Here is a 24,110-nt window from a genome sequence, read left to right on the forward strand (position 1 = left end):
CAGCTATAGAAAAGGCACTGTCATTTAGTTTCAGTGATTTGGAACACCTGACGTAAATAAGCCAGGAAAGTATCATTATCGGTCATGGTTTTTCCGGGACTATCAGAAATTTTAGCCACCGATTGACCATTACATTCCACCAATTTCAACACAATATTTAATGGAGTTTGCCCCAAATCATTGGTTAAGTTAGTGCCAATACCAAAACTCACCTGGAAACGATCTTTAAAGTATTGATGCAAATTCCATGCTTTTTCCAGGTTCAGCCCGTCACTAAAGGTCAGCATCTTGCTTTTGCTGTCCACTTTTAGTTTTTTGTAGTGTGCATAGGCTTTATCGCCCCATTCGTAGGGATCGCCACTGTCATGACGCAAACCATCAAACAGTTTGGCAAAATACAAATCGAAGTCGCGCAGGAAGGCATCCATTCCGACCACATCAGTCAAGGCAATTCCTAAATCACCACGGTATTCCTGCACCCAGGTTTCCAGAGCCAGTTTTTGAAAATTACGTAAGCGCACATCTAAAGCTTGAAAGGCTTGCAGAAATTCATGTGCCATGGTGCCAATTGGGGTAATGCCCAGTTCTTTGGCAATTAATACATTGCTGGTACCACGGAAAATATAGGGTGAGGCTTGATTAAACTCGGTAATGACATGTTTCTGCCAGGCATAACTATAACGACGACGAGTACCAAAGTCAGACACTAAGAACGGTGGATCATTTGGATTTTGTTCTTGTTCGTACTTTTTAAGCAAAGCCACTTTGGCCTGCAAACGACGTTCACCTTCTGCCAAAACCTCATCAGTACGGATACGGCGGAAATACAATTCGTTAACCAGCGCCAGCACAAAGATTTCAAACATCATCGCTTGTACCATCGGGCCTTCAACCCAGATATCCAAACGGCCTTGATCATCAATACTGGCTTTAATAAAGCGTCGTTTCAGTTGGAATAATTCTAAGTAATCGACAAAGTCACTTTTAATAAAACGCAAGCTACGTAAATATTGCAACTCATCTTCTTTAAACTTGAGCTGACATAAATAATCGAGCTGCTCATTCAAATCATCCAAAATATCCGTCAGTGGATAAACGGTATCTTCTAAATTGCGACAACGAAAATGGTAGACGCTATGGGTTTGAGGAAATTTATGCAGAACCACCTGTAACATGGTGAATTTATACAGGTCGGTATCTAATAAGGAATGAATGATTGCGGACATATAACTTTCAGTTTTTATCAACTATCCGCATTAAAGCATATTTTTTTCACTATAAAACCAATGTTTTCGTAAATACAAGAAACTATTGAATAAGTTATATTTCTTTTATCAATGACTAAAATAACATTTACTCCTTTTAAAGCACGCCAATCCGTCTTAAAAATACGCTTAACCATTTTAAAAATACTGTCTCTAAAGCACAGATTGTAAAAAGATACTTTCATCTTTATTTATTCATTTAGATTTTTTAAATTCACCTATACAAAACACGAGTTTTTAAAGCCTTTAAGCACCTATTTGCTACAATTCACAGCAAATTTGAAATAACTGATTTGGTTAAAATATGCGTGCATTATTGCAACGAGTTCTTGAAGCAAAAGTTGTGGTCGATGGTGAAACCACCGGTGAAATTGAAAAAGGCATTTTGGTGTTTCTGGGTCTAGGTAAAGAAGACAATCTAGAAAAGGGCAAAAAGCTGATCGACAAAATCTTGAAATATCGTTTTTTTGATGATGAACAAGGCAAGATGGGCTGGAATGTCAGTCAAGCGGGTGGCGGATTATTATTGGTTTCGCAATTCACCCTCATGGCTCAAACACAAAAAGGCTTGCGTCCTGACTTTGGTCCAGCGATGCCACCAAGTGAAGCCAAAGCACTTTATGAACAATTGGTTGAATATGCCAAATCACAATTTGAGAATGTGCAAACCGGCATTTTTGCAGCGGATATGAAAGTGCATTTGGTCAATGATGGCCCTGTGACCTTTAACCTGGAAGTTGAATAAACGACACCATCCATCCTCCATAAAAAAGCCCTCATTTGAGGGCTTTTTGCTTTAATCCTCCCCTCTTGCGAACTCAGAATATATTCTGAGGATTCTCACCTTTTAAAAAGGAGGGGGAATGAAAGGTATAAAATCTTATTTACCGGTTTTCTCACGAATAAATGAACGCACCAATTTCACTTTTTCTTGTACCGGTTTTGGTAATTTTGGTGGAATCAGTTTGGCTACTTTGTTAAACCAAACCAAAAGACCGAAATCGCCTTCCATTTTAATGCTGCCATTTTGCATGCCTGTCATGAAAGCGGTTGGATCGCCTTTCATTAAGGTTTTTACGCCTTGCTCACTGTCTGCAAACTGCAAAATGAAGTCAGCTTTTTCAGCATCGCCAGACACAGTATCAATTTGTCCATTGTTTACGATAATTTGACGCGCAACACCCAAATCTGTACCGATTTGAATACGGAATTGACGTTCATGAACTAACTCAATAAATTTTGGACTGGTACGAGCCAATTGCTTCATACGCAAAGCCAAGCCCGCAACTAATAAATCAAGCGGATCCGTGCTTACATCGACCAGTGGTAATTTTACGACAGGAATCGAAGATAGTTTCATGACATTTAAGCCTATTGTAATTGTTGGAAAATTGACGACTTATCCTAACATAAGTTATGTTTTTTGAAGTAAGGCTTTGTATAACAATATTGAACGAACAAAAAAAATGTGCTCCTGGCACATCTTTTTTAGAATTATTGAATCCTTCGGTTTAACGGCTTGAGCAGTGCTGCTGGTCTTCTTCATATACAGGTGTATGTTCAATACAACGACGTTCAGTCAAAGCACGTTCTGCACGACGATCTTCGCGTAACAAAAGCATGACCACCACAACCATTGCTGACATTAACGCAGTAAGATAGCTATAGGTCATGGGCAATTCAAATACCACTTGTGTACTGAGGCGGACAACTTCAATCAATCCCCAAAACAGCATACCTGCAAACATAAAGCTTAACAAACGACGATAAGGCGAGAAGAAAACAGCTATCAAAGCAGCCGCAATCAAGCTTAAGCCTACGATGGTCGCTAAATTCGCTGTAACCATAAAAACCTCCGTCTAAGATAAGATTTGGACATTGAATGTTTGTCTAAACCTGATTCCCGATACCGTTAAATAAATGATGAATATGTCTATATCAATCTCTATGCAAGCATTATGCGTAGTTTTTTACAGAAAAAAAGTCTTGTATTTTCAGAAAGCGACACACCTTGTCGCAACATTATTTTGTCATTACATTTTTTTATTTTTAACTTTTTCTGGAAGTGAGATGGGCACGGACTTGCCGTGTCATTACAAAAAAACAACGCCTTAAAAGCATTAAAAAAATATTTTTTACGAATGGATTGATTGTTGTTTTTATCAGCACCCCAAGTTAACCGCTCATCGTGTTTTGACTCTTTTTACAACAAAAAACGCGACATTAATGTCGCGTTTTGTCAATAAACTTCAATAGTTAGCTATGAGAGTTAGGCACGACTCAGGTCTTTATCGTGCACACCGAGTAGATATAACACACCATCTAAACCTACGCTTGAAATGGCCTGATTTGCATTTTGGCGAACCAATGGTTTGGCACGGAATGCCACACCCAAACCGGCAATGGACAGCATCGGCAAATCATTCGCACCATCCCCTACAGCAATGGCTTGTTCCAGTGAAATGCCCATTCGTTCAGCAAGTTCACGCAGTAAAAATGCCTTACGTGCCCCATCGACAATATGACCTTTAACTTCGCCTGTAACGATGCCATCTTCAACATCCAGGCAATTGGCATGCACTTCATCAATACCCAATTTTTCTTGCAGGTATTCAGCAAAATATTGGAAACCGCCTGACAGAATAGCTGTTCGATAACCCAATGCTTTCAAGGTAGAAATCAGGCGTTCTGCGCCCTCTGTAACGGTTAAGCGTTCTGCAATTTGAGGTAAAACAGAAGCATCCATCCCTTTTAATAAGGCAACACGGGCACGGAAGCTTTGTTGGAAATCAAGTTCCCCTTGCATCGCACGTTCAGTAATTTCAGCGACTTGCTCCCCCACCCCTGCTTCAATCGCCAACTCATCAATGACTTCTTGTTCAATCAGAGTGGAGTCCATGTCAAAGCAGACTAAACGGCGATTACGACGGTAAGCATTATCTTCTTGAACTGCGACATCCACATTAAGTTCAGTCGATAAACGCAGGCAAGCTGCACGCATTGCAGTAGCATCCAACATTTGTCCTTTCAAACCAAATTGTACGCAAGAGCGTTTTGGTCCATCGGCTTGACCCGTTAGCTTTGGACGTTCCGACAAACGCGTTACGGTTTCAATATTAAAACCTTGGTTAGACACAATATTGGTGACTGCTTGTAATTGTGATGCGGTTAATTCTGGTGCAAGTGCAGTCACGATATAACGGGTCTGCCCACCCTCACTGACCCATTGATCATATTCTGATGTAGAGATTGGTTTAAAGCGCACAGTTAAACCAATATCATGTGCTAGAATCAAGATCTCCTTCATGGCTAATGCTGTAGCAGTTTGGTCATCTGACGAAACAACAATACCTAAAGTCAGTTGGTTGTGGATGACGGCTTGTCCAACATCCAAAATTTGTAAGGAATGTACGGACAATACCTGCATTAATCGTGTAAATTGATTAGGCTGGTCTGGTCCCAAAAATGATATAAGAATGATTTCTCGCATGAATTGACTCGGATCTGAGCTACAACTATTGTAAGAATCATAATCGAATTTGAATATAAATGCCTTGGAAGTTTACGTTGAATGCGCCTAGACAAGGGCTATTTGCTAGCCTACTGATTGTAAGTTTTGCTTTACACACGTTTTTACTGGTACTTGCGACTACGCACCAACTGAATGCAAATCGCGCCAGTCAGGGACAGCTGATGACCACGCAACTGGTCACAGACAGTCTATCCGAGCTTGAACCTGCCAATACGGTGTCATTGGCCTTATTAGCCGACCGTTATGCAACCAACCCGAGTGTTGCCTCTATTCGCATTTTAGATGCGAATAATCAGGTGCTTGCAACAGGTGGTTTAACCAAAACACGTCAAGGTGAAGTCTTTGTTCGTGAAGCACTGCAAAATGAAAAGAAAGTCGGCACGATTGAAATCACGTTAATCCAATCCAGTATTGGTGAAATTTTACGTACCCAATGGCTGGCAATTTTATTATCGCTAATGATTCACGGCCTGTTATGGTTAGCTTATCGTGCGATTGCCCGTCCAAGTCGAACTGAATATTTGGCGCGTATCAATAATGAATCACGTCTAAAACATGAAATTCAAACCCTAACCCAAGCTTTAGAACAAGAACAACACAATGCTGCTGTCGCAGTGGCTCAAGCACAGCACAATGCCCAAGCAAAAAGCAAAACTAAAGAATCTAAACCTGTCGTTCTTGATGACAATTGTGTTGCATTGAATATTCAGTTTTATGATCCAAAACAACTTCTGGATTCGGTCAATAAAACAGTATCCGTTCCTTATTTCAATTTATGTCAGATTTTCCTGAATAAAACGGCTGAATTGTGTGTTCAACACTATAAATTAAACAGTTCAGATATTTCGACCGTACATAAATTTGATGAACATGGCGCAACCATCAGCATGTCGGTAGAAACACCGAATGCAGTGCAATGCTTGGTAATGATCAGTACCGTATTCCAGTTATTGTCAGATGTATTGTACAAACGCTATCGTGAAGAAAAGCGCTTTGTTTTACAAACCCGTAGTGCAATTTCAAGTCATGTCGAGGCTATGCACCTGACTCCTGTGCAAGCGGCAGAACGTCTGGTTCAACAGTTGGCGGCAAAAGAAAGCGCAATTCATTTACCGAATGAATTACTCAAAGATATTTCTGACCGTTACCAGTTGGTCAGCCTGCCAAATCCAACCAATGTACTGACCCGTCATGCCTTTATGATGAACGGGATGGACAGTGAAGTGGCAGAATTGGCACAGACTTTCAGAACTGAAATTCTAAAAGCCAAACAGTCCAAAGCATCTTAAAATAGATTCATAAAAAAGCCGAGCTGATGTGCTCGGCTTTTTTTCGTCTATTTAAAATAGAGATTTCTTAAACCACTATTTCGTTTTATTGGCTTTACTGGCCCAATATGTCGCCAATGCGGGTCCTGAAATATTATGCCATAAACTAAAAATAGCACTCGGCACAGCAGTAATCGGTGATGCCGCAAAATGCACCGCAGCCAAAGCGACGCCCAAACCAGAATTTTGCATGCCAACTTCTATGGCAATGGCTTTACTGTCAGCATAAGGTAGTTTAAACAGTCGACTTGCCCAAAAACCCAGTAAATAACCCAAACCATTGTGTAACGCGACCACGCCTAAAATCAGTAAACCTGATTCCAAAATTTGTGCCTTACTGCCCCCAATAATGGCAGCTACAATGGCAACGATCGCAATTACAGAAATCAGTGGCATGACTTGAATATAAGCATCTACTTTTTGTTTCAGTACTGAACGAACGATTAAACCCAAAATAATCGGGAAAAGTACAACCTGCAAAATTGAACCCAGCATTGACACAGCATTAATTTCAATCCATTGACTTGCCAATAAATAGAAAATGGCAGGCGTGAGTAAAGGTGCAAGTAAAGTAGACACCGAAGTACAGGCGACTGATAAAGCAGTATTGCCTTTGGCCATATAGGTAATCACGTTCGATGCTGTTCCGCCCGGACAACACCCCACCAGAATCACACCAATCGCAATTTCGGGTGGTAATTGAAATAACTGACACAACAGATAAGCCAGTCCCGGCATCACCACAAACTGTGCTACAACACCAATCACAACCGCTTTGGGACTTTGTAAAATGCCTTTAAAGTCATCTACCGTCATGGTCATGCCCATACCGAACATAATGATGCCGAGCATCCAGGTGATATAGACTTTAAGCCAGACAAAAGCTTCAGGCACAATTAAAGCGATACCCGCGAACAGCACCACCCATAGGGCAAAGGTTTTTTGAATAAATTGCGTAAAGCGCAAAAAAGCTGACATGATTCAATCCCATATTTATTCTAGCATCTGGGCTAAATGTTACCTTCTACAACAAGCACGAAGAAATTATTGATGATTCCTTTCGCCTAACTGCACACTTTATAATGCCTGTTGCTGAATAATATCTTTGACCAAAATACGTTTTACCCCTGCTGCGAGCATATCTTGCCAGGCATGTTGCAATGAACCATCGAGGTCAATGCCCTTGGTCGCATCTGAAACCACATAAGCCTTAAAGCCTAATTTACAGGCATCGATTGCCGTCCACGCCACACAAAAATCTGTCGCAATGCCGACGATAAACACCGTATCAATGCCACGTTCTTTTAAATAACCTGCCAAGCCGGTTGTGGTCTTTTGATCCGCTTCCATAAAGGCAGAATAACTGTCGATATGCGCATGGAAACCTTTGCGAATAATCAATTGTGCGATGGGTAAATTTAGATCTGGATGCAGTTCGGCATCTGGCGTACCTTGAACACAATGCGCAGGCCACAATACTTGGGTTCCATAATCTAATTTGATCGTTTCAAAAGGCTGTTTAGCTGGATGATTTTCAGCAAATGAAATATGATTTTCTGGATGCCAATCTTGGGTAATCACAATATTGTCAAAACACTGCGCCAATTTGTTAATGTTCGGAATGATTTGATCCGCATGTGCCACGGCTAAATTACCCCCTGGGGTAAAACCATTTTGTACATCTACTACAATCAAGGCGGTATTTTTTTGCATAATTCGCAGTCCATTATTTGCATGTTGTCATTTTTGTTAAGCATATAACAAAATAAATTGCAGTATTGAGGCTGGGCGATAAAAACAAAATGACTGTGGATTGAAATAATAAAGCGACTTGGGCAAATTCGATCCCATGTTTTCGATACTAGGCATGTTCAATACTATGCATGTGTTTAATCCTATGCATGATTCAAAGCATAGCAGGAAGTTTTTGATTTGTTTGCGGCTGCAGGATAGAAATAAATTTTAAGTTAAAAAAATAGCCCGCAATCTGCGAGCTATTTTATACATCAAGAAATTAAGCTTGAGTTTGTAAGCGACGAACCAGAATTAACATAAATACAGCTGAAATCACGATACAAGGAATGGCTGCTGAAATGACCCCTGCTGCACCAAAACCCGCGGCAAGTAACTGACCTGCAATTGTGGGCCCAAGCATTGCACCAACACGTCCCACGGCTGATGCCATACCAACACCTGTTGCACGCACTTCAGTTGGGTATACGATACTACCGAAAGCATAAAGTACACCTTGGCAACCAATAACGAATGCACCCACCAATGCCGAAGCCATATACATTTGCGTCAATGAACTTGCTGCATTCAAGCAGAACAAACCTGCCAAAATACCACCATACATTAAGATAATCACATACGCTTTTTTCCAGCGGTCAGTCAGCATACCGAGAATAATCGTACCAACCGTTGCACTCATCATGAAGAAGAACTGTGCAGTACTACCCTCTTTACGGCTAAAGCCCAGTTCCATAAACAATGAAGGCAACCAGCTCAACATGATGTAAACCACCATCAAGGTGAAGAAGTAGCTCACTGAAATTAAACAGGTGCGCATCACGTTCTGGCTATTGAATAAATCTTTAAAAGAACCTTGAGTCGTTACTGTAGTCGTTTGAGTTGTATTTTGCGCTTTTAAAAATTCACGTGATTCTGGTAAGAATTTAATCATGATTGGAAGCACAATAATCGGCAGCAAACCGCCTAAATAGAAAATGTTTTTCCAATTTGAACCAAAATCTAAACTCGCAATGTAAGACAAAATGGCTGCACCTACAGGCATACCGCAATACATCAAACCCACAGCACGACCGCGGTTTTCAGGTTTTACGGCTTCAGAAGCAAGGGTAATTAAGTTTGGCATTGCCGCACCTAAACCTGCACCCGCTAAAAAACGAACCAGTAAAAGGCTATTAAAACTGTTTACCCATACGGTACATAAGGTAAATAAGGCAAATACTGCAACCGACCAAATCAGTACCTTTTTGCGACCAATACGGTCTGAATATCGTCCACCAATCAGCGCTCCAGGTAATAAACCCAGAATCCCTGCGCTAAAAAACACCCCCAATTGCGAACTATCTAAGCCAAAAGATTCACGAATACCGGCTGCTGCAATACCTGCCGCTTGAATATCCAATCCTTCAATCACTGCAATTAAAAAACAAATCGCGACGGTAATGACGGAATGTCTGTTATCTGATCTTTCCATTGGAAAATCCTTGTTCAATCAGTGTCCAAAATAGAACTCCATCATCCATGAGTCTGGAAATACAAATAACTACCAATAAGTTGAACAATCTCTAGTTTATGAACAAAAATAATGGATATTTAACGCTTTTAAACCCAATAACTCATAGTCGCAAAAACACTTAATCGCGATTAATCAGCACAAAAAATTTAACACGACAATCAGGATTTTAATTCTGAAAATCATCCTGCGCGAAAATGGTAAAAATAGATTAATAGTTTTAACTGATTATTCCTCAAGTTTTTGATGATGATTTTTATCATTTAAACTCTTAGTTTATATAGCTTTTAAGTCTATGCTCATCTTTATTAAATCTTAAATCCTGATGTTTTTACCCGGAATTACCAATGTGACTGGCTTTAAAGCACTTTTATGACAGCTTTAGCTGTACTTTTGAACTACACCAACCTGACACTTATATATGATGCTGATTAAAATTTTAGTGGAGCCAGATTTAAAAAAGCTGACTTTTGTATTGTTCAGTAAATTTTTCCATTGCTTTTCATAAAGTTTTTATATGGTTTGACTAAAGCATATTGTTCTTCATCGTTTGTTCGTTCATAATTTGCATAAGCATTATTCAATTACGCTCAATCGTAGTGAAATTGCTATAAATCAAAATACGCACCCATCCAAATTTATGTTTTTCTACCTCAGCCGGATGGACAAATAGGATATTTTTTCAAAATGACTCAGCAAGCACAGATCATCCAAGGTTCAATTGTCGCAATCGTCACTCCGATGTTTGAAGATGGCAGCGTAGATTGGAAGGGTCTAGAAAAGCTCGTTGAGTGGCATATAGCACAAGGTACCAATAGTATTGTTGCTGTAGGCACAACTGGTGAAGCTTCAACCTTAAGCATGGCAGAACACACAAAAGTCATCGCCGAAATCATTCGTGTAGCCAACAAACGTATTCCTGTGATTGCAGGTACGGGTGCGAACTCAACCCATGAAGCGATCGAACTCACCAAAGAAGCCAAAGAACTAGGGGCCGATGCAGCGCTCCTTGTCACACCTTATTACAACAAACCTACACAAGAAGGCTTATATCAGCACTATAAAGCTATTGCTGAAGCCGTTGATTTACCACAAATTCTTTATAATGTACCGGGTCGTACTGGCGTCGACATGTTAAATGAAACGGTGATTCGCCTTGCCGACATCCCGCAAATTATTGGGATTAAAGACGCAACCGGTGATGTACCTCGTGGTCAAGCGCTTATTGAAGGGTTACACGGTAAAGACATGACCGTTTACTCGGGTGATGATGCCACTGCATACCAGTTGATGGGCTTCGGTGCAAAAGGCAACATTTCTGTGACTGCCAATGTAGCACCGAAAGAAATGAGCCAGATGTGTGCTGCTGCACTTGCAGGTGATGCAGAACGCGCTGAAGCTTTAAATAATAAAGTTGCAAATTTACACAATATTCTATTTTGTGAATCCAACCCAATTCCTGTGAAATGGGCACTTCATGAAATGGGATTAATTGGTACCGGTATTCGCTTACCATTAACTCCTCTTGCAGAACAATATCGTACACCATTGCGTGAAGCACTGAGCGCTTCTGGTGTCATTAAATAAAGAGCACAACACTATGCAATTACGTTTTGGTTTAACCCTTGCACTTTCAGCATTCAGTTTAGTGGGTTGTAGTTCAATGGGAATCAGCAATGGTTCACTGGATTATAAAAATACTGCAACCCTTGAACCCCTGAAATATCCTGAAGGCTCAATGGTTCGACCTGCAACGCCATTGTATCCGTCTCCGATGGTTGACCCACTTGCGATTGAACATGCGCCTCAGCTTGAAAATAAACGTGGCAACCGTTTTGCTCTACCTCGCCCTGACAAAGCTCAGGCAAATGCGCCAACAGATAGCCAAGATGACAGCACAAATGTCAGTCGTCCACAATTAGTACGTGATGGAAATCAAAATCCATTGCTCAAAATTGATGGAAATTCTGCTACAATTTGGCAGTACACACTTGCTACCCTCAGCAGCCTTAACCATACCATTGTTGGTCAAAGTAAAAATCGTTACGAAGTAACTATTAAGGTAGATCAACAGATCTATGTATTAAGACTGACGTCTGTAGGAACAAGCAACAACATAGCTGTGTTCAATGCCGATAATAGCTTTGCAGACCAAGAAAAAGCTGCAGAACTGTTAACCCAGATTTACCAAAATTGGCCAGCCTAGTCGTACTAGGCATTTTTTTTTGAAAAAGGTTCCCCCATGTTGAAACAAACCTTGCTCTATACTGGTAAAGCGAAATCTGTTTATGAAACAGACAGTGCAGATCACCTAATCCTAGTCTTCCGTGACGATGCATCTGCATTTAACGGCGAAAAAATCGAACAGCTGGATCGTAAAGGCAAGGTGAACAACCGTTTTAACGCCTTCATCATGGAAAAATTGGCTGCTGCTGGCATTGAAACTCACTTTGAAAAACTTCTTTCTCCGACTGAAGTTTTAGTGAAAAAATTGAAAATGGTTCCTGTTGAATGTGTGATTCGTAACTACGCAGCAGGTAGCTTGTGCCGTCGTTTAGGCGTGGAAGAAGGTAAAGAGCTTGTTCCGCCTACTTTCGAATTGTTCTTCAAAGACGATGCTCTTGGCGATCCAATGGTCAACGAATCTCAAGCGATTGCTTTGGGTTGGGCGACTGCTGAACAACTTGAACAAATGAAAGTACTGACTTATAAAGTAAATGGCGTACTTAAAGATTTGTTCGACAAAGGCAACATGCTGCTTGTTGACTTCAAACTCGAATTTGGTGTGTTCCATGACCGTATTGTTCTTGGTGATGAATTCTCTCCAGACGGTTGCCGTCTATGGGACAAAGACACCAAGAAAAAACTCGACAAAGACCGTTTCCGTCAAGGTTTAGGCGGTGTTGTTGAAGCTTATGAAGAAGTAGCTACACGTTTAGGTATTGATCTTTCTGATATCTAATCAGTACGCTGATTCAAAAAACCGAGCCTGATGGCTCGGTTTTTTATTGCGAATTCATGATCCAAAATTGATTTTAAGATATCTAAGGCTTCTATAAAAAAGACTGCGTATATTCATCGAAACCAAGTGAACAAAAAATTATTCTCGATAAAATATAAAGTATTAAAAAAGGCTCTTTTCAGAACCTTTTAATGTAATTATTACTGCTGTTGTTGTTCCTGCTGCCAACGACGTTGTTGAAGTTTTTCACCTTCCACTTCACGTTTATTTCGAGCTGACTCATATAGCTTTGTGCCTTTCAATTCAGGCGGCAAATATTCTTGCAAGACAAAATGCTCTGGGTAATTGTGCGGATAAAGATAATCCACGCCATAGCCCTGCTCTTTCATCAATTTGGTCGGTGCATTTCGTAGATGCAATGGTACGGGTAAATTCGCGGTTTTTTCAGCTAAATCTAAAGCCTTGTTAATGGCTAAATAAGTACTGTTACTTTTGGCACTGGTTGCCAAATACACGGCACATTGCCCCAAAATAATCCGGCATTCCGGCATACCCACGGCTTGTACCGAACGGAAACATTCTCCTGCCAGAAGTAAGGCGTTCGGGTTGGAGTTACCAATATCTTCAGACGCTGCAATCAGCATACGACGTGCAATAAAAACCGGATCTTCACCGCCTTTAAGCATGCGGGCCATCCAATATAATGTCGCATCCGGATCACTACCGCGAATCGACTTAATAAAAGCAGAAACCAGATCATAGTGCTGCTCACCGGATTTGTCATAGCGGGCAATGTTCTGCTGCGCGACTTTCACCACAATTGCATTGGTAATGATATTTTCAAGTTCTGGTTCAAAGGTGCTGGCGATGAGATCGAGCAGGTTGAGTGCCTTACGTGCATCTCCCGCAGCAAATTGAATCAGTGCTTCATATTCTTCAATTTGAATAGATCGTTCTTTTAAAAAAGCATCATTTTGCAATGCTTGATTCAATAAAGTTTGAATCGCATCAGCATCTAAAGCATTCAGGCTATACACTTGACAACGTGATAACAACGCACTATTCACTTCAAAGGAAGGGTTTTCTGTGGTTGCACCAATCAGCGTAATTTTGCCCTTTTCCACTGCATTCAATAAGGCATCTTGTTGTGACTTATTAAAACGGTGGATTTCATCAATAAACACCACAGGTTTTAGTAAATCACCACTTTCAGCAATGATTTCACGGAGTTCTTTCACGCCCGTATTCAAGGCAGATAAACTGATAAAAGTTCGATCAACCGCCTGTGCAAGCAGCAAAGCAATAGTGGTTTTCCCGACTCCCGGTGGACCCCAAAAAATAATCGAGGGTAAATGCCCTTGATCAATCATTTGGCGTAAAGGAGCCTGATCACCTAATAAATGATCTTGACCAATAATTTCTGATAAATCACGCGGACGAAGCCGTTCAGGAAGTGGAATATGACTATCTGACATCTTGTTATTTCTTGAGTGTGCTTAAAACAAGTCTACTATGTAATTTTAATATCGCGTATTTCAATTGAAATGTTTTACAAAAAAATCATACTGTTTTTTAAAAGGATGGGCAATATTATTGATCATTATTGTGTCTGTTGTCTGAATTTACTTTTAAATAGAACCAAGTAGATTTACTGTGATAATCAATATTAAGAAAAATATGCTTAATAATTCCACTTCTTATTTATGAAGTACATAATCATTGCGTGAAATGCATGACGCTTTTTGACATTTTGGTCGTTTTTAATGGGTGAGCTGCATGAAATATATTTTCAAAAACAAGCCAGTACCGCTTACACAGAATTTTAAAATTAAGCCAGATCACACCACTCAAGCCAATAATGCTCAATTAAATACAGAAAATTTAATTCTTCAAAATGTATTAGATCAATTACCGCAACTCATCTGGGTGAAAAATAGACAGAATAAACATTATTATAATCAAGCGCTTTGTGACTATATTGGTATCAATCTTAATCTACACGACGCTGATGATTGTAAAAAATTCATTCACCCTGAAGATTTCGAACATTTCAGTATTCTTTGGCAACAAGCCCTAAAAACACAACAAACTTTCGAAAAAGAATGCCGGATTAAACATCATGAAAAGGGCTATCGGGTGTGTTTGATTACCGTGCAACATCCGCAAAATTTAGACAATACTGAATGGATGATTACAGCAACCGACATTCATGATCACTATTTAAAGCAATTTGAACTGAATCAACAGGTTCATGCACAAAGCAAAATGCTCGATGCCAGCATGGATTGTATTAAGCTTTTGACACCAGATGGCCGTGTTAGCCATATGAATCGTTCAGGTTGTCTTGCTTTAGGTGTACCGCTAAGTGAAAAAAAGTTTGGTATGCCTTGGCTCAACTTATTGCCTGAGAATATTCAAAATTCAGGACAACAGGCTTTAACTCATGTCGCAAAAGGTAAAAATGTTCGTTTTGATGGCATGAATATCATTCCAGGTCAAAGGCCGCAATATTGGGATAATATTTTAACCCCGGTGCAAAATGAAGATGGTTCAATACAAAGCATTCTCTGTGTCTCTCGAGATATTAGCCAACAAAAAATTGCTGAAAAAAGCCTGCAACAATTCATCGAAATAGATGAATTAACCGGTTTATATAATCGCCGGGCATTTAATAAAATTTTCAAAAAGACCATTCAAAATGCACGCCATCAAAACCAATCGATTGGCTTTTTGCTGATTGATTTAGACTATTTCAAGCATATCAATGACACTCTGGGACATATCGCGGGCGATCATCTGCTGCAGATTTTAGGTCAACGTTTCAGTGATTGTTTTAAAGATGAAATCGTTGTTGCACGCCTAGGCGGGGATGAATTTGCCATTATTGTGCCTCATCTGAACGATGAAGCTGAATTATTCGAAATTGCAAAAACAGCTCGGCAACAGCTGGATATCCCGATTTGCTATGCAGGACAATATATTAATGGCGGGATGAGTGTCGGCTGTGCCATTTATCCTCGCGATGCACAAAATAGTTCAAATTTACTGCGATGTGCAGATGTAGCACTCAATGATCTTAAAATCAGCGGTCGCGGTGGTATCCAAATGTTTAAGCGTGCCATGTTCCAGACCATAGAGCTCACCACCAAACAACTCTCGCTCGCCCGAGCCATTATCCACAATGATAAAATTATTCCGTTCTATCAACCCAAAGTCAGTCTGAAAGATGGAACAGTCACCGGTTTTGAGGCTTTACTGCGCTGATATGATGTAGAAGATCAAATCCAACTTCCTTCACATATTTTTTCAGCTTTTCAGGACTATGAACTGGCAACGCGAATCAGCGAGATCATGCAGTTAAAAGTGTTTAATGATATGACCGAATGGCGTGAATCTGGACTGGAACTTTTACCCATTTCAATCAATGCCGCACCGGTCGAATTCTTAAGAGATAACTACGCAGAAACGCTTTTAAACAGACTCGCTCAGTTTAATATTCCCCATGAAATGGTTGAAATTGAAATTACTGAACAAAGCCTTTCGGAACGTGGCTCTGACTATGTCATTCGCGCACTGACGCTATTAAAACAAGCAGCTATTCGCATGATTTTGGTACAGGACATTCATCTTTAACACGCTTAAGAAACTATCCGGTCGATTGCCTTAAAATAGATCGTAACTTTATAGAAAACATCCACGATGACCCTTCATCATTGGCCATTGTCAAAGCGATTAGCCAAATTGGTGCCAGCATTTCCCTGGAGATATTGGTTGAAGGTATCGAACATTTAGAACAAGTGGATGCGTTGAAAGCATGTGATTGTCATACTGGACAAGGTTTTTATTTTTATCGTCCCATGCCCTCTACTAATGCCACTCAACTGTTACAACCTGTGATGATAGCTCAATCTTAAGCCGTAACTATGTTATAAAATCTTCTCGAAAAACAAGTGGTTATGCGGATACTAATGCCTTATTAAGACCACATGGTTTAGAGATGATATCCAAACAGACGTTTTTAAGTTATTGAGCCAATCAGATTAACGCACCCAACGGACAATATATTCTTCAAGATCATCTTCATTGACTTCGACTTCTGAAATACAGCGTCCTGCTGCCGACTTTTTCGCTTTAATTACACTCTCACGTGTACCGGTATTTAAATAATGCCAAGACGGTAATTTCTTGCCTTCTTTTAAGCGGCGGTAAGCGCAACTCGGTGGTAACCAGTGAATTGTCTCTAATTTTTCAGGAGTCAGTTGAATACAATCAGGAACATAGTCAAGACGCTGTGCATAATTGCTACAACGCGCTGTTTTACAATCTAAAAGTTTGCACGACACTTTGGTATAGGCCACTTCGCCGAGTTCTTCATCTTCCAGTTTGATCAGACAACATAAACCACAGCCATCACAAAGTGCCTCCCACTCGGTGGGATTCAGTTCCGCTAAAGGATATTTTTTCCAAAATTCCGGACGTAATTGTTCAGTCATAAAACTAAAAAGAAGGAGAAGTTAGGCATTATTATAACGTGTTCAAGTTCACAATGTATGGATGTTATTTTTACTTTGAATCATATATTTACTGTCAAAGTGAACATTTTTTAAACACAAGCATAACACTTTTAGGAATTTCTACGCCCTATACTGAATCTACTTTGAAAACAACAACACATGGAGAAAGCTTATGTTTCGTTGGGCGATTATTTTTGCAGTGATTGCACTTATAGCCAGTCTACTAGGTTTCGCTGGTGTCGCAGGTTTATCTAAAGATTTTGCAATTATCTTACTCGTCGTTGCGGTTATTTTAGCAATCGTCGGCTTCCTTTCCCGAGGAAAAATATAATTCCTCATGTTTAAAAAACATATTAAATCTCGTCAAAAGAGCCTATTTAGGCTCTTTTTTCATATTAAAAATTCAGCTCTTGCATCATAAAAAAACCTGAATTAAATTGAGCAAAATTAAAGTAATTTTCACCCATTTAATTCAGGTCACTCTTTCAGGATAAAGGATAGATTCTTTATCTATTCCTTATGGTCTTAAATGACGTGGTCTAAACCCGGTTACGAGCAGACCAATCGCATAAGCTAAAACGCCCACCACACAAAGTCCGATTACTTCGAAAACACGAATCCATTGCGAAACATCGCCGTTATACCAAGTTAAGGCATACCAAAGTGCAGCGATCATGATTGCATTGGCAATGGCAAACTGTAGGAAAAGTTTTTTCCAGTGCGCCCCAAAACGGAAAATATTACGTTGGTGCAGATAGAAATACAGCATCCCGGCATTCACCAGTGCAGAACCTGAAGATGCCAAGGCCAATGCCATATGTTCTGCTTCCCAATGAATCAATTTAAAGAAGCCAATAAAGATCACGTTTAAAATCGCATTGGCTGCAACAGCCATTAAGCCTACACGAACTGGTGTTCGGGTATCTTGTTGCGCATAGAAACCTGGAGCAAAGACTTTAATCAACATAAAGGAAATCACCCCTGCACTCATACATTGCAAAGCCAATGCCGTCATTTGAGTATCTTCAAGGGTGAATTGCCCGCGTTGGAATAGTGCTTGAATGATTGGAGTCGATAGCATGAACAAGGCAATACTGGCGGGAATACCGACCAGCATAATTACTTTGGCCGCCCAGTCGATCATGCCACGGAACTTCGTTTTATCTTGCTCGGCATGACGCATAGAAAGCGATGGCAGGATAACCGTACCAATCGCAACACCAATTAAACCTAAAGGTAATTCAGTCATACGCTCGGCACTGTATAGCCATGACACTGAACCGTCTTGCATGAAGGATGCCCAGATGGTGTTCAGCAGCAAATTGATTTGCGTCACCGAAACGCCAAAGAGTGCAGGCAGCATCAGTTTCATTATGCGATCCACACCTTCATGTTTAAAATCAACTTTAGGTGGAATCAGCAGATTTTTACGCCATAGCTCCGGGATTTGAATGGCCAGTTGCAATACCCCTGCAACCACGACCGCCCAACCCAAGGCCATAATCGGTTCAGCCATATATGGCGTTAACCACCATGCCCCTGCAATCATGGTGACATTCAGTAAAACTGGCGCAAAGGCAGGGGTCGAAAATGAACCATAACTGTTTAAGATACTGCTCGCAAAAGCGGTCAGCGACATAAATAACAAATATGGAATCGTCAGACGGAACATATCCGTGGCTAAAGCAAATTTTTCCGGATCACTATGAAAACCCGGTGCATAGATATACATAATTGCAGGGGCAGCAACCATCGCAATAAAAGTTAGCAGGGTCATAAAGGTTGCGAGACAACCAAATACCCGACTAATCAGAATTTGAACTTCAGCATGCGTTTTCGTGGTTTTATATTCGGTTAAAACTGGAATAAAAGCTTGTGAAAATGCCCCTTCGGCAAACAGCCGCCGAAAGAAGTTCGGGATACGAAAGGCAACCACAAAGGTATCGAAATCTTTACCTGCACCAAACACATTCAGCAAAACCACATCTCGGACTAAACCCAAAACCCGAGACAACATGGTCATTGCACTGACAATAAAGGTCGACCGCCACAGCGCCATCGTTTCCACCTAGTCTTAAAATAAGTCGCTATTGTAAAGAAACTCCACAGGAATTTCGTTGTTAAATCATAAAGTCGAACAGCTATTGATCTGCTTTGCATTGTTGGATTAATGCTCTGGTTTTCGGCCAATCAAAAAATGGACCCGGATCAGTTTTACGTCCTGGGGCAATATCTGAGTGCCCCGCCAAATGTTGTAATATCTTCGGATAGGTTGCCTGTAATGTTGCAATCACTTCTGCCAACAGGCTGTATTGCACCTCTTCAAAAGGCTGGTCATCGCTGCCTTCAAGCTCAATGCCAATCGAATAATCGTTACATTCTTTTTTAGCTAAATAGCTCGAACGTCCTGCATGCCAGGCGCGATCATTGAAATTCACGAATTGCAAAACTTCGCCAGTGCGCAAAATTAACAGATGTGTCGAAACCTGCATGCCTTCAATGCTCTGAAAATAAGGATGCTTTGACCAATCCAGCTGATTTTGAAAAAACTGTTCAATATAGCCGCCACCAAATTGTGAGGGGGGCAAACTGATATTATGCACCACCACCAACTGAATTTCGGCGTGTTCGGGACGTTGATTATAGTTCGGGGATGGTACTTGCCTTGCACCGATTAACTGACCATCGATGACCTGAAAAGACGGTGCCTGTTGCATATTCCTATCCTGAGTCTTATTTTCGCGTAAGTAGATGATTTTAGCGCAATCCTAAAACTTTAAGCTTAAAATCTCAAACTCCAAAGATAAAAATCCGTGGAAAAAACATTTCTTTTAAATGAACAATGCTAATATAACGCGCAATTTTCATGGGTTAAAAAAGATACGGAATTCTAATGAGCATATCTCAATCTTTGTTGGAACACGCAATCCAGATCAATATTCAACAGGCTTTACAAGAAGATATTGGCGAAGGTGATATCACCGCTTTATTAACCCCGGAAGATGAGCAAGCCACTGCAACCATCATTAGCCGTGAAGACATGGTGCTTGCCGGTCAGCCTTGGGTCAATGCACTCATTCAAGCTTATGATGCCAATGTGCAAGTAACATGGCTGAAAAATGATGGCGACCGCGTACAAGCCAATGAAGCCTTTTTAAAATTAGCCGGTTCTGCACGCAGCTTACTGACGGTTGAACGGCCTGCACTGAATTTTGTACAAACGCTTTCTGCAGTAGCCACTAAGACAGCTGAATATGTAAAACAATTAGAAGGTTTAAACACCAAATTATTAGATACCCGTAAAACCCTTCCCGGCTTACGTATTGCACAAAAATATGCTGTCGCCATTGGTGGCGGTCAAAACCATCGCCTAGGTTTGTTTGATGCCTTTTTGATTAAAGAAAACCACATTATGGCAGCGGGCGGTATTGCGCAAGCAATTGCCAAAGCACACAATATTGCACCGGGTAAGCCTGTGGAAGTTGAAGTAGAAACTTGGGATGAACTGAATCAAGCCCTAGAAGCCAATGCCGATATCGTGATGCTGGATAATTTCAGTCAACAACAAATGATTGATGCGGTTAAGCATGTTGCCGGTCGTTGCAAGTTGGAAGCTTCGGGCAACATCACCATTGAAAATTTACGTGAAGTGGCAACGTCTGGTGTCGACTATATTTCGATGGGCGTTTTAACCAAGGATGTCAAAGCGATTGATTTATCTATGCGCTTTAATGCTTAAGTCTGCTAAGGATCATTTTGCGGTTTAGATTTCGGTTTAGAGGTTGAATCCTGAATTTCACTGGATGGTGTTTGCTGTTCTGTTGCCAAGCGGATTGGATCGATTCTTGTTCTGAAGCTCGGGGATCACTGGTCATCAGTGCCAGAGTCACCACGGATACAACCAAGATGATGATATTTAACATCTAATGCTCCTGTAAAACAAAGCATCAGTCTAGCCACTGAATATGAACTTGATCTTAAGCCTGCGTTTCAAAAGGGGCGGAAATTGCAGCCTTTTTGTATCAAGCTTTTTTATATCCGGCTTTTGACTGATCCATAAAAAAAACGCACCTTAAGATGCGTTTTTTTATTTTCAAATAAACAACTTACCAGCCTAAAGCTTCCTGTTGTTTTTTAATCAATTCTTGAATGCCTTTTTCAGCCAATTCAAGCATCTCGTTACACTGTGCACGAGTAAATGGTTTTTCTTCAGCAGTACCTTGCACTTCAATAAACTCACCTGCTTGTGTCATCACCACATTTAAGTCAGTTTGGCAGCTTGAATCTTCTTCATAACAAAGATCCAACAACGCTTCGTCTTGGTACATACCTACAGAAATCGCAGCCACCAAGCCTTTCAGCGGATCTTGCTTAATTTTCTTTTTCTCAAGCAATACATTCATCGCATCAATCAGAGCTACGGCTGCACCGGTAATAGATGCGGTACGCGTACCGCCATCTGCCTGAATCACATCACAGTCAATCGTAATGGTGTTTTCACCCAATTTTTTCAAATCCACCATGGCACGTAAGCTACGACCAATCAGACGCTGAATCTCTTGAGTACGACCACTCTGTTTACCACGAGCGGCTTCACGGTCACTACGGGTATGGGTTGAACGTGGCAACATACCGTATTCAGCGGTTACCCAGCCTTGTCCCTTGCCTTTAAGGAAACGTGGCACCGAATTATCAATACTTGCAGTACAAAGAACTTTAGTATGACCAAATTCAATCAATACTGAACCTTCCGCATAACGCGTATAGTTACGGGTAATTTTTACGTCACGTAATTGATCTAAAGTACGTTGGTCGATACGCATAATGGGTTCTCTTTGGCTAAAATTCATTGCGGCTTAGTATAACAGAAGCAAGCTTGAAGGTTTTGCCGGGACATTGTCCATTGGCAAAAACCATAAAATCATGCTGCTTTTATTTAGCCATCAGTTGAATGAAACACCCATTATACGCGACCTCAAATTCATCTCTATTTCACTTTAAAAGCGAAATAATGTTTTTAACTTTTGTTTGGATTGCACAACCGAGGCAGTCCAAGAGTTTGGTAATGAACATTTGGCTAAACGTACCCAAACACTGCCAAACTGTTTCATGAAACTGGCTTCGTTATAGTTAATTCCATACTCTGCGCATAAGGCACGAATTTTCGGTGCAGCTTCTGCATAACGATTGGCAGGCATATCCGGGAATAAATGGTGTTCAATTTGATGACTCAAATTACCACTTAAAATATGCAACCATTCTGTTCCGGTAAAATTACTCGATCCGCGAATTTGGCGTAAATACCATTCTGCACGGGTTTCATTTTCAGTATTGTCCAGTTCAAAGGTTTCCGCATCTTCAGTAAAGTGACCATTAAAAATGACCGCTGATGCCCATAGACTACGAATCACATTGGCTACAGCATTGCCTGCAAATACCGGAATGGCATTTGGACCGGCAATTAATGGAAAAAACACATAATCTTTGGCCACCTGACGTACCGCTTTTTTACGGAATTTCGCTGACTCGATCCAAACCTCTTTCCAGGTTTTGGTTTTATAGACAATCGCATCTTCTAAATGTAAATTTTGTAAGCCCACATACCATTCAAAAAACACCATTAGCTGAATGGTTAAAGGAATATTGAATAAAAAACGCGGTTCCCATTTTTGGGACTCACTGACACGAACCAAGCCATAACCGACATCATGGTCTTTACCGACAATATTGGTATAAGTATGGTGAATATAGTTGTGCGTATATTTCCAGTCATCCCCAGTCGACATGGTATCCCAGTCATAATTGGCACCGTTCAGATTCGGGTCATTGAGCCAGTCAAACTGACCATGCATCACGTTATGGCCTAACTCCATATTTTCCACGATTTTGGACAAACCCAATAAACCGGTACCCGCTAACCACACCGGTGGAATCCAGCCTCCGAACATCAACATTCCGCGTGACGCAATTTCGCTATAACGGACAAAATCACGAATTTTATAAATGTATTTGGCATCTTGCTCGCCAATGCTGTCCATAATGTCACGGCGGATCGCATCGATTTTTTGCCCTAATTCAGCAATTTGTTCAGCACTCAAATGTTTTGATTTACTATTTTCTGGAAACTTAACTGACATATTCATTGTTTTTCTCCGAAGCGGAAATCCAGCTTTGCTTTTGTACAAAGTGCGAGAAGTCGCTTAAATGCCCTAAAATTATTGTATTTAAAGGTTGATCACGACCGGACTGACTGCTTGGCTAATACACAACTTAATTTGGGTATTGCTATCATGGTCAATTTCACCGGTCAGCAGATTTTTGGTTGAACCGCTGACTTTAGTACAGGTACAGGTATTGCAAATCCCCATACGACAACCATGTGCCGGCTTCAAACCTGCCTGTTCAGCACTTTCAAGTAAATTGGTTTTTGCTGCAAACTCTTGTTGTGCACGTAAAAATACCACCGGTTGCACTTGTGCAGTTTCATTAACAACTATCTGAAAATATTCCTGTTTTAATTGATTAGCAATACCCAGTTGTTGATAAATCTGATTAAGGCTTTGCATCATGCCTTTGGCACCACAGGCATAACTCTGGCGTTGTTGAAAATCCGCAACCGTACTTTCAAGCAGTTCTACGCTTAAATGTTGTTTCTGTACAAGTGTATTGAAATGGTGATAGTGAAACTGTGAATATTGTTCTGACAATTGCTGTAATTCGGTATGAAAAGCGTCATCACGGGTAAAATACAGCAGATCAATTTGACTCAGGTTTTGACTGAGTGCCTGTTGTAATAGCGAATAAATCGCGGTGATACCACTACCTGAAGCCAGTAATAGAATAGAATCTTGAGATGACGTTAATGTGAAATCCCCCTGAACTTGAGAGATTTCCACCACACTGCCCACCGCCAAATGAGTTAAGGCATTGGATACTTTCCCCTGACGTTTCACTGCAATCACGATGTTGCCCGTCTCGGTGATTTTCACAATCGAATAATTACGTTGCTGACGAACCCCTGCAATCACCACAGTCACTAAAATACTTTGTCCAGCACGAAATGCTTGTGCATGAAAGTTATGATTTGGCTCAAGCTGAATTTGATAAAAGTCTTCACTCAGCATGTGTACATCAACAATACTGGCTTTCACTTTTTTCCATGCCCAAACTGGATTCACTTTTTCAGCAATAAAATCGACGAAATCTTCTCGGATCCATTGCGGTTGGTACTGCATCACATGACTCAT

The 24,110-nt window shown here is 40.7% G+C and carries 23 protein-coding genes and 1 pseudogene; 9 read left to right on the forward strand and 15 right to left on the reverse strand.

Features of this window, described 5'->3' with window-relative positions:
• Positions 1 to 20: 20 nt before the first annotated feature.
• Complete coding sequence (gene pncB, locus HLH14_RS03475) at positions 21 to 1,226, reverse strand: nicotinate phosphoribosyltransferase (RefSeq protein WP_131272059.1); 1,206 nt, start codon at positions 1,224 to 1,226, stop codon at positions 21 to 23.
• A gap of 343 nt (positions 1,227 to 1,569) precedes the next feature.
• Between pncB and dtd the strand changes: the two genes are divergently transcribed.
• Positions 1,570 to 2,010, forward strand: a complete 441-nt coding sequence (gene dtd / locus HLH14_RS03480) for a D-aminoacyl-tRNA deacylase (RefSeq protein ID WP_067725355.1) — start codon at positions 1,570 to 1,572, stop codon at positions 2,008 to 2,010.
• 135 nt (positions 2,011 to 2,145) lie between these two features.
• On the opposite strand, the gene HLH14_RS03485 is transcribed toward dtd, so the two are convergent.
• The 3 genes from HLH14_RS03485 to serB form a co-directional block, all read right to left on the reverse strand.
• Positions 2,146 to 2,625, reverse strand: coding sequence for an SCP2 sterol-binding domain-containing protein (locus HLH14_RS03485; RefSeq protein ID WP_131272058.1), 480 nt, complete (start codon positions 2,623 to 2,625; stop codon positions 2,146 to 2,148).
• Between the two features lie 151 nt (positions 2,626 to 2,776).
• On the reverse strand, positions 2,777 to 3,112 hold the full coding sequence (gene aciT, locus HLH14_RS03490; protein WP_131272057.1) for a ciprofloxacin tolerance protein AciT: 336 nt from the start codon (positions 3,110 to 3,112) through the stop codon (positions 2,777 to 2,779).
• 422 nt (positions 3,113 to 3,534) lie between these two features.
• Entirely contained in the window at positions 3,535 to 4,755 is a 1,221-nt protein-coding gene (serB, locus tag HLH14_RS03495) for a phosphoserine phosphatase SerB (RefSeq protein WP_131272056.1), read from the reverse strand.
• Positions 4,756 to 4,832: 77 nt separating this feature from the next.
• Here serB and HLH14_RS03500 point away from each other — a divergent pair, with 77 nt between their 5' ends.
• Positions 4,833 to 6,086: a hypothetical protein gene (locus HLH14_RS03500; RefSeq protein WP_086193883.1), complete on the forward strand. Its 1,254-nt coding sequence runs from the start codon at positions 4,833 to 4,835 to the stop codon at positions 6,084 to 6,086.
• 75 nt (positions 6,087 to 6,161) lie between these two features.
• Here the strand turns inward: HLH14_RS03500 and HLH14_RS03505 are convergent, their stop codons facing one another.
• From HLH14_RS03505 to mhpT, 3 genes are all read right to left on the reverse strand, one after another.
• Complete coding sequence (locus HLH14_RS03505; protein WP_171532695.1) at positions 6,162 to 7,103, reverse strand: bile acid:sodium symporter family protein; 942 nt, start codon at positions 7,101 to 7,103, stop codon at positions 6,162 to 6,164.
• Between the two features lie 99 nt (positions 7,104 to 7,202).
• On the reverse strand, positions 7,203 to 7,838 hold the full coding sequence (pncA, locus tag HLH14_RS03510) for a bifunctional nicotinamidase/pyrazinamidase (RefSeq protein ID WP_171532696.1): 636 nt from the start codon (positions 7,836 to 7,838) through the stop codon (positions 7,203 to 7,205).
• 301 nt (positions 7,839 to 8,139) lie between these two features.
• Entirely contained in the window at positions 8,140 to 9,348 is a 1,209-nt protein-coding gene (gene mhpT, locus HLH14_RS03515) for a 3-(3-hydroxy-phenyl)propionate transporter MhpT (protein ID WP_171532697.1), read from the reverse strand.
• A gap of 726 nt (positions 9,349 to 10,074) precedes the next feature.
• Here mhpT and dapA point away from each other — a divergent pair.
• Genes dapA through purC form a run of 3 tightly spaced genes read left to right on the forward strand, consistent with a single transcriptional unit; the run spans position 10,075 to position 12,349 of the window.
• The gene (dapA, locus tag HLH14_RS03520) at positions 10,075 to 10,974 is read left to right on the forward strand and encodes a 4-hydroxy-tetrahydrodipicolinate synthase (RefSeq protein ID WP_067725340.1); all 900 of its coding nucleotides are present in this window, start codon (positions 10,075 to 10,077) and stop codon (positions 10,972 to 10,974) included.
• Between the two features lie 13 nt (positions 10,975 to 10,987).
• Entirely contained in the window at positions 10,988 to 11,593 is a 606-nt protein-coding gene (locus HLH14_RS03525) for a lipoprotein-34 precursor (NlpB) (RefSeq protein ID WP_086193769.1), read from the forward strand.
• A gap of 36 nt (positions 11,594 to 11,629) precedes the next feature.
• Positions 11,630 to 12,349 carry a phosphoribosylaminoimidazolesuccinocarboxamide synthase gene (purC, locus tag HLH14_RS03530; RefSeq protein ID WP_067725336.1) on the forward strand — a complete coding sequence of 240 codons (720 nt, stop codon included), beginning with the start codon at positions 11,630 to 11,632 and terminating at the stop codon, positions 12,347 to 12,349.
• A gap of 200 nt (positions 12,350 to 12,549) precedes the next feature.
• Here the strand turns inward: purC and HLH14_RS03535 are convergent, their stop codons facing one another.
• Complete coding sequence (locus HLH14_RS03535) at positions 12,550 to 13,824, reverse strand: replication-associated recombination protein A (RefSeq protein WP_131272050.1); 1,275 nt, start codon at positions 13,822 to 13,824, stop codon at positions 12,550 to 12,552.
• Between the two features lie 301 nt (positions 13,825 to 14,125).
• Here HLH14_RS03535 and HLH14_RS03540 point away from each other — a divergent pair, with 301 nt between their 5' ends.
• Positions 14,126 to 15,613: a sensor domain-containing protein gene (locus HLH14_RS03540; protein ID WP_235940459.1), complete on the forward strand. Its 1,488-nt coding sequence runs from the start codon at positions 14,126 to 14,128 to the stop codon at positions 15,611 to 15,613.
• A gap of 63 nt (positions 15,614 to 15,676) precedes the next feature.
• A pseudogene (locus HLH14_RS15915) lies at positions 15,677 to 16,263 on the forward strand (EAL domain-containing protein).
• A 126-nt stretch (positions 16,264 to 16,389) separates the two neighbouring features.
• Here the strand turns inward: HLH14_RS15915 and HLH14_RS03545 are convergent.
• Positions 16,390 to 16,842: a YcgN family cysteine cluster protein gene (locus HLH14_RS03545; protein WP_067725330.1), complete on the reverse strand. Its 453-nt coding sequence runs from the start codon at positions 16,840 to 16,842 to the stop codon at positions 16,390 to 16,392.
• 193 nt (positions 16,843 to 17,035) lie between these two features.
• Between HLH14_RS03545 and HLH14_RS03550 the strand changes: the two genes are divergently transcribed.
• The gene (locus tag HLH14_RS03550) at positions 17,036 to 17,194 is read left to right on the forward strand and encodes a DUF1328 domain-containing protein (RefSeq protein WP_067725328.1); all 159 of its coding nucleotides are present in this window, start codon (positions 17,036 to 17,038) and stop codon (positions 17,192 to 17,194) included.
• A gap of 186 nt (positions 17,195 to 17,380) precedes the next feature.
• Here the strand turns inward: HLH14_RS03550 and murJ are convergent, their stop codons facing one another.
• Both murJ and ampD read right to left on the reverse strand, forming a co-directional pair.
• Positions 17,381 to 18,931 (reverse strand): murein biosynthesis integral membrane protein MurJ, encoded by a 1,551-nt coding sequence (gene murJ / locus HLH14_RS03555; protein ID WP_171263080.1) that lies wholly within the window; start codon positions 18,929 to 18,931, stop codon positions 17,381 to 17,383.
• Positions 18,932 to 19,004: 73 nt separating this feature from the next.
• A complete protein-coding gene (gene ampD, locus HLH14_RS03560) occupies positions 19,005 to 19,580 on the reverse strand; it encodes a 1,6-anhydro-N-acetylmuramyl-L-alanine amidase AmpD (protein WP_086193765.1) in 576 nt (191 codons plus the stop codon).
• A 176-nt stretch (positions 19,581 to 19,756) separates the two neighbouring features.
• Here ampD and nadC point away from each other — a divergent pair, with 176 nt between their 5' ends.
• Positions 19,757 to 20,602, forward strand: coding sequence for a carboxylating nicotinate-nucleotide diphosphorylase (gene nadC / locus HLH14_RS03565; RefSeq protein ID WP_171532698.1), 846 nt, complete (start codon positions 19,757 to 19,759; stop codon positions 20,600 to 20,602).
• Here the strand turns inward: nadC and HLH14_RS16315 are convergent.
• From HLH14_RS16315 to HLH14_RS03580, 4 genes are all read right to left on the reverse strand, one after another.
• Positions 20,592 to 20,786 (reverse strand): ABZJ_00068 family colistin stress protein, encoded by a 195-nt coding sequence (locus HLH14_RS16315; RefSeq protein WP_451916760.1) that lies wholly within the window; start codon positions 20,784 to 20,786, stop codon positions 20,592 to 20,594. The genes nadC and HLH14_RS16315 overlap by 11 nt on opposite strands.
• A gap of 183 nt (positions 20,787 to 20,969) precedes the next feature.
• Positions 20,970 to 21,686, reverse strand: coding sequence for a ribonuclease PH (rph, locus tag HLH14_RS03570; RefSeq protein WP_067725320.1), 717 nt, complete (start codon positions 21,684 to 21,686; stop codon positions 20,970 to 20,972).
• A 174-nt stretch (positions 21,687 to 21,860) separates the two neighbouring features.
• Positions 21,861 to 23,006 (reverse strand): fatty acid desaturase family protein, encoded by a 1,146-nt coding sequence (locus HLH14_RS03575; RefSeq protein WP_378320940.1) that lies wholly within the window; start codon positions 23,004 to 23,006, stop codon positions 21,861 to 21,863.
• An 81-nt stretch (positions 23,007 to 23,087) separates the two neighbouring features.
• Positions 23,088 to 24,110, reverse strand: a complete 1,023-nt coding sequence (locus tag HLH14_RS03580; RefSeq protein ID WP_171532699.1) for a ferredoxin reductase — start codon at positions 24,108 to 24,110, stop codon at positions 23,088 to 23,090.

Origin of the sequence: Acinetobacter terrae, assembly GCF_013004375.1 — a bacterium.
Classification (GTDB): Bacteria; Pseudomonadota; Gammaproteobacteria; order Pseudomonadales; family Moraxellaceae; genus Acinetobacter; species Acinetobacter terrae.

Coding starts and splice junctions, on each gene's coding strand:
- rph (WP_067725320.1), bottom strand. CDS start 21,686: ATGCGTATCGACCAACGTACTTTAGATCAATTACGTGACGTAAAAATT.
- dapA (WP_067725340.1), top strand. CDS start 10,075: ATGACTCAGCAAGCACAGATCATCCAAGGTTCAATTGTCGCAATCGTC.
- HLH14_RS03485 (WP_131272058.1), bottom strand. CDS start 2,625: ATGAAACTATCTTCGATTCCTGTCGTAAAATTACCACTGGTCGATGTA.
- HLH14_RS03540 (WP_235940459.1), top strand. CDS start 14,126: ATGAAATATATTTTCAAAAACAAGCCAGTACCGCTTACACAGAATTTT.
- pncB (WP_131272059.1), bottom strand. CDS start 1,226: ATGTCCGCAATCATTCATTCCTTATTAGATACCGACCTGTATAAATTC.
- HLH14_RS03545 (WP_067725330.1), bottom strand. CDS start 16,842: ATGACTGAACAATTACGTCCGGAATTTTGGAAAAAATATCCTTTAGCG.
- pncA (WP_171532696.1), bottom strand. CDS start 7,838: ATGCAAAAAAATACCGCCTTGATTGTAGTAGATGTACAAAATGGTTTT.
- dtd (WP_067725355.1), top strand. CDS start 1,570: ATGCGTGCATTATTGCAACGAGTTCTTGAAGCAAAAGTTGTGGTCGAT.
- HLH14_RS03525 (WP_086193769.1), top strand. CDS start 10,988: ATGCAATTACGTTTTGGTTTAACCCTTGCACTTTCAGCATTCAGTTTA.
- mhpT (WP_171532697.1), bottom strand. CDS start 9,348: ATGGAAAGATCAGATAACAGACATTCCGTCATTACCGTCGCGATTTGT.
- HLH14_RS03575 (WP_378320940.1), bottom strand. CDS start 23,006: ATGAATATGTCAGTTAAGTTTCCAGAAAATAGTAAATCAAAACATTTG.
- HLH14_RS03580 (WP_171532699.1), bottom strand. CDS start 24,110: ATGAGTCATGTGATGCAGTACCAACCGCAATGGATCCGAGAAGATTTC.
- ampD (WP_086193765.1), bottom strand. CDS start 19,580: ATGCAACAGGCACCGTCTTTTCAGGTCATCGATGGTCAGTTAATCGGT.
- HLH14_RS03505 (WP_171532695.1), bottom strand. CDS start 7,103: ATGTCAGCTTTTTTGCGCTTTACGCAATTTATTCAAAAAACCTTTGCC.
- HLH14_RS03550 (WP_067725328.1), top strand. CDS start 17,036: ATGTTTCGTTGGGCGATTATTTTTGCAGTGATTGCACTTATAGCCAGT.
- purC (WP_067725336.1), top strand. CDS start 11,630: ATGTTGAAACAAACCTTGCTCTATACTGGTAAAGCGAAATCTGTTTAT.
- HLH14_RS03535 (WP_131272050.1), bottom strand. CDS start 13,824: ATGTCAGATAGTCATATTCCACTTCCTGAACGGCTTCGTCCGCGTGAT.
- aciT (WP_131272057.1), bottom strand. CDS start 3,112: ATGGTTACAGCGAATTTAGCGACCATCGTAGGCTTAAGCTTGATTGCG.
- HLH14_RS16315 (WP_451916760.1), bottom strand. CDS start 20,786: ATGTTAAATATCATCATCTTGGTTGTATCCGTGGTGACTCTGGCACTG.
- serB (WP_131272056.1), bottom strand. CDS start 4,755: ATGCGAGAAATCATTCTTATATCATTTTTGGGACCAGACCAGCCTAAT.
- nadC (WP_171532698.1), top strand. CDS start 19,757: ATGAGCATATCTCAATCTTTGTTGGAACACGCAATCCAGATCAATATT.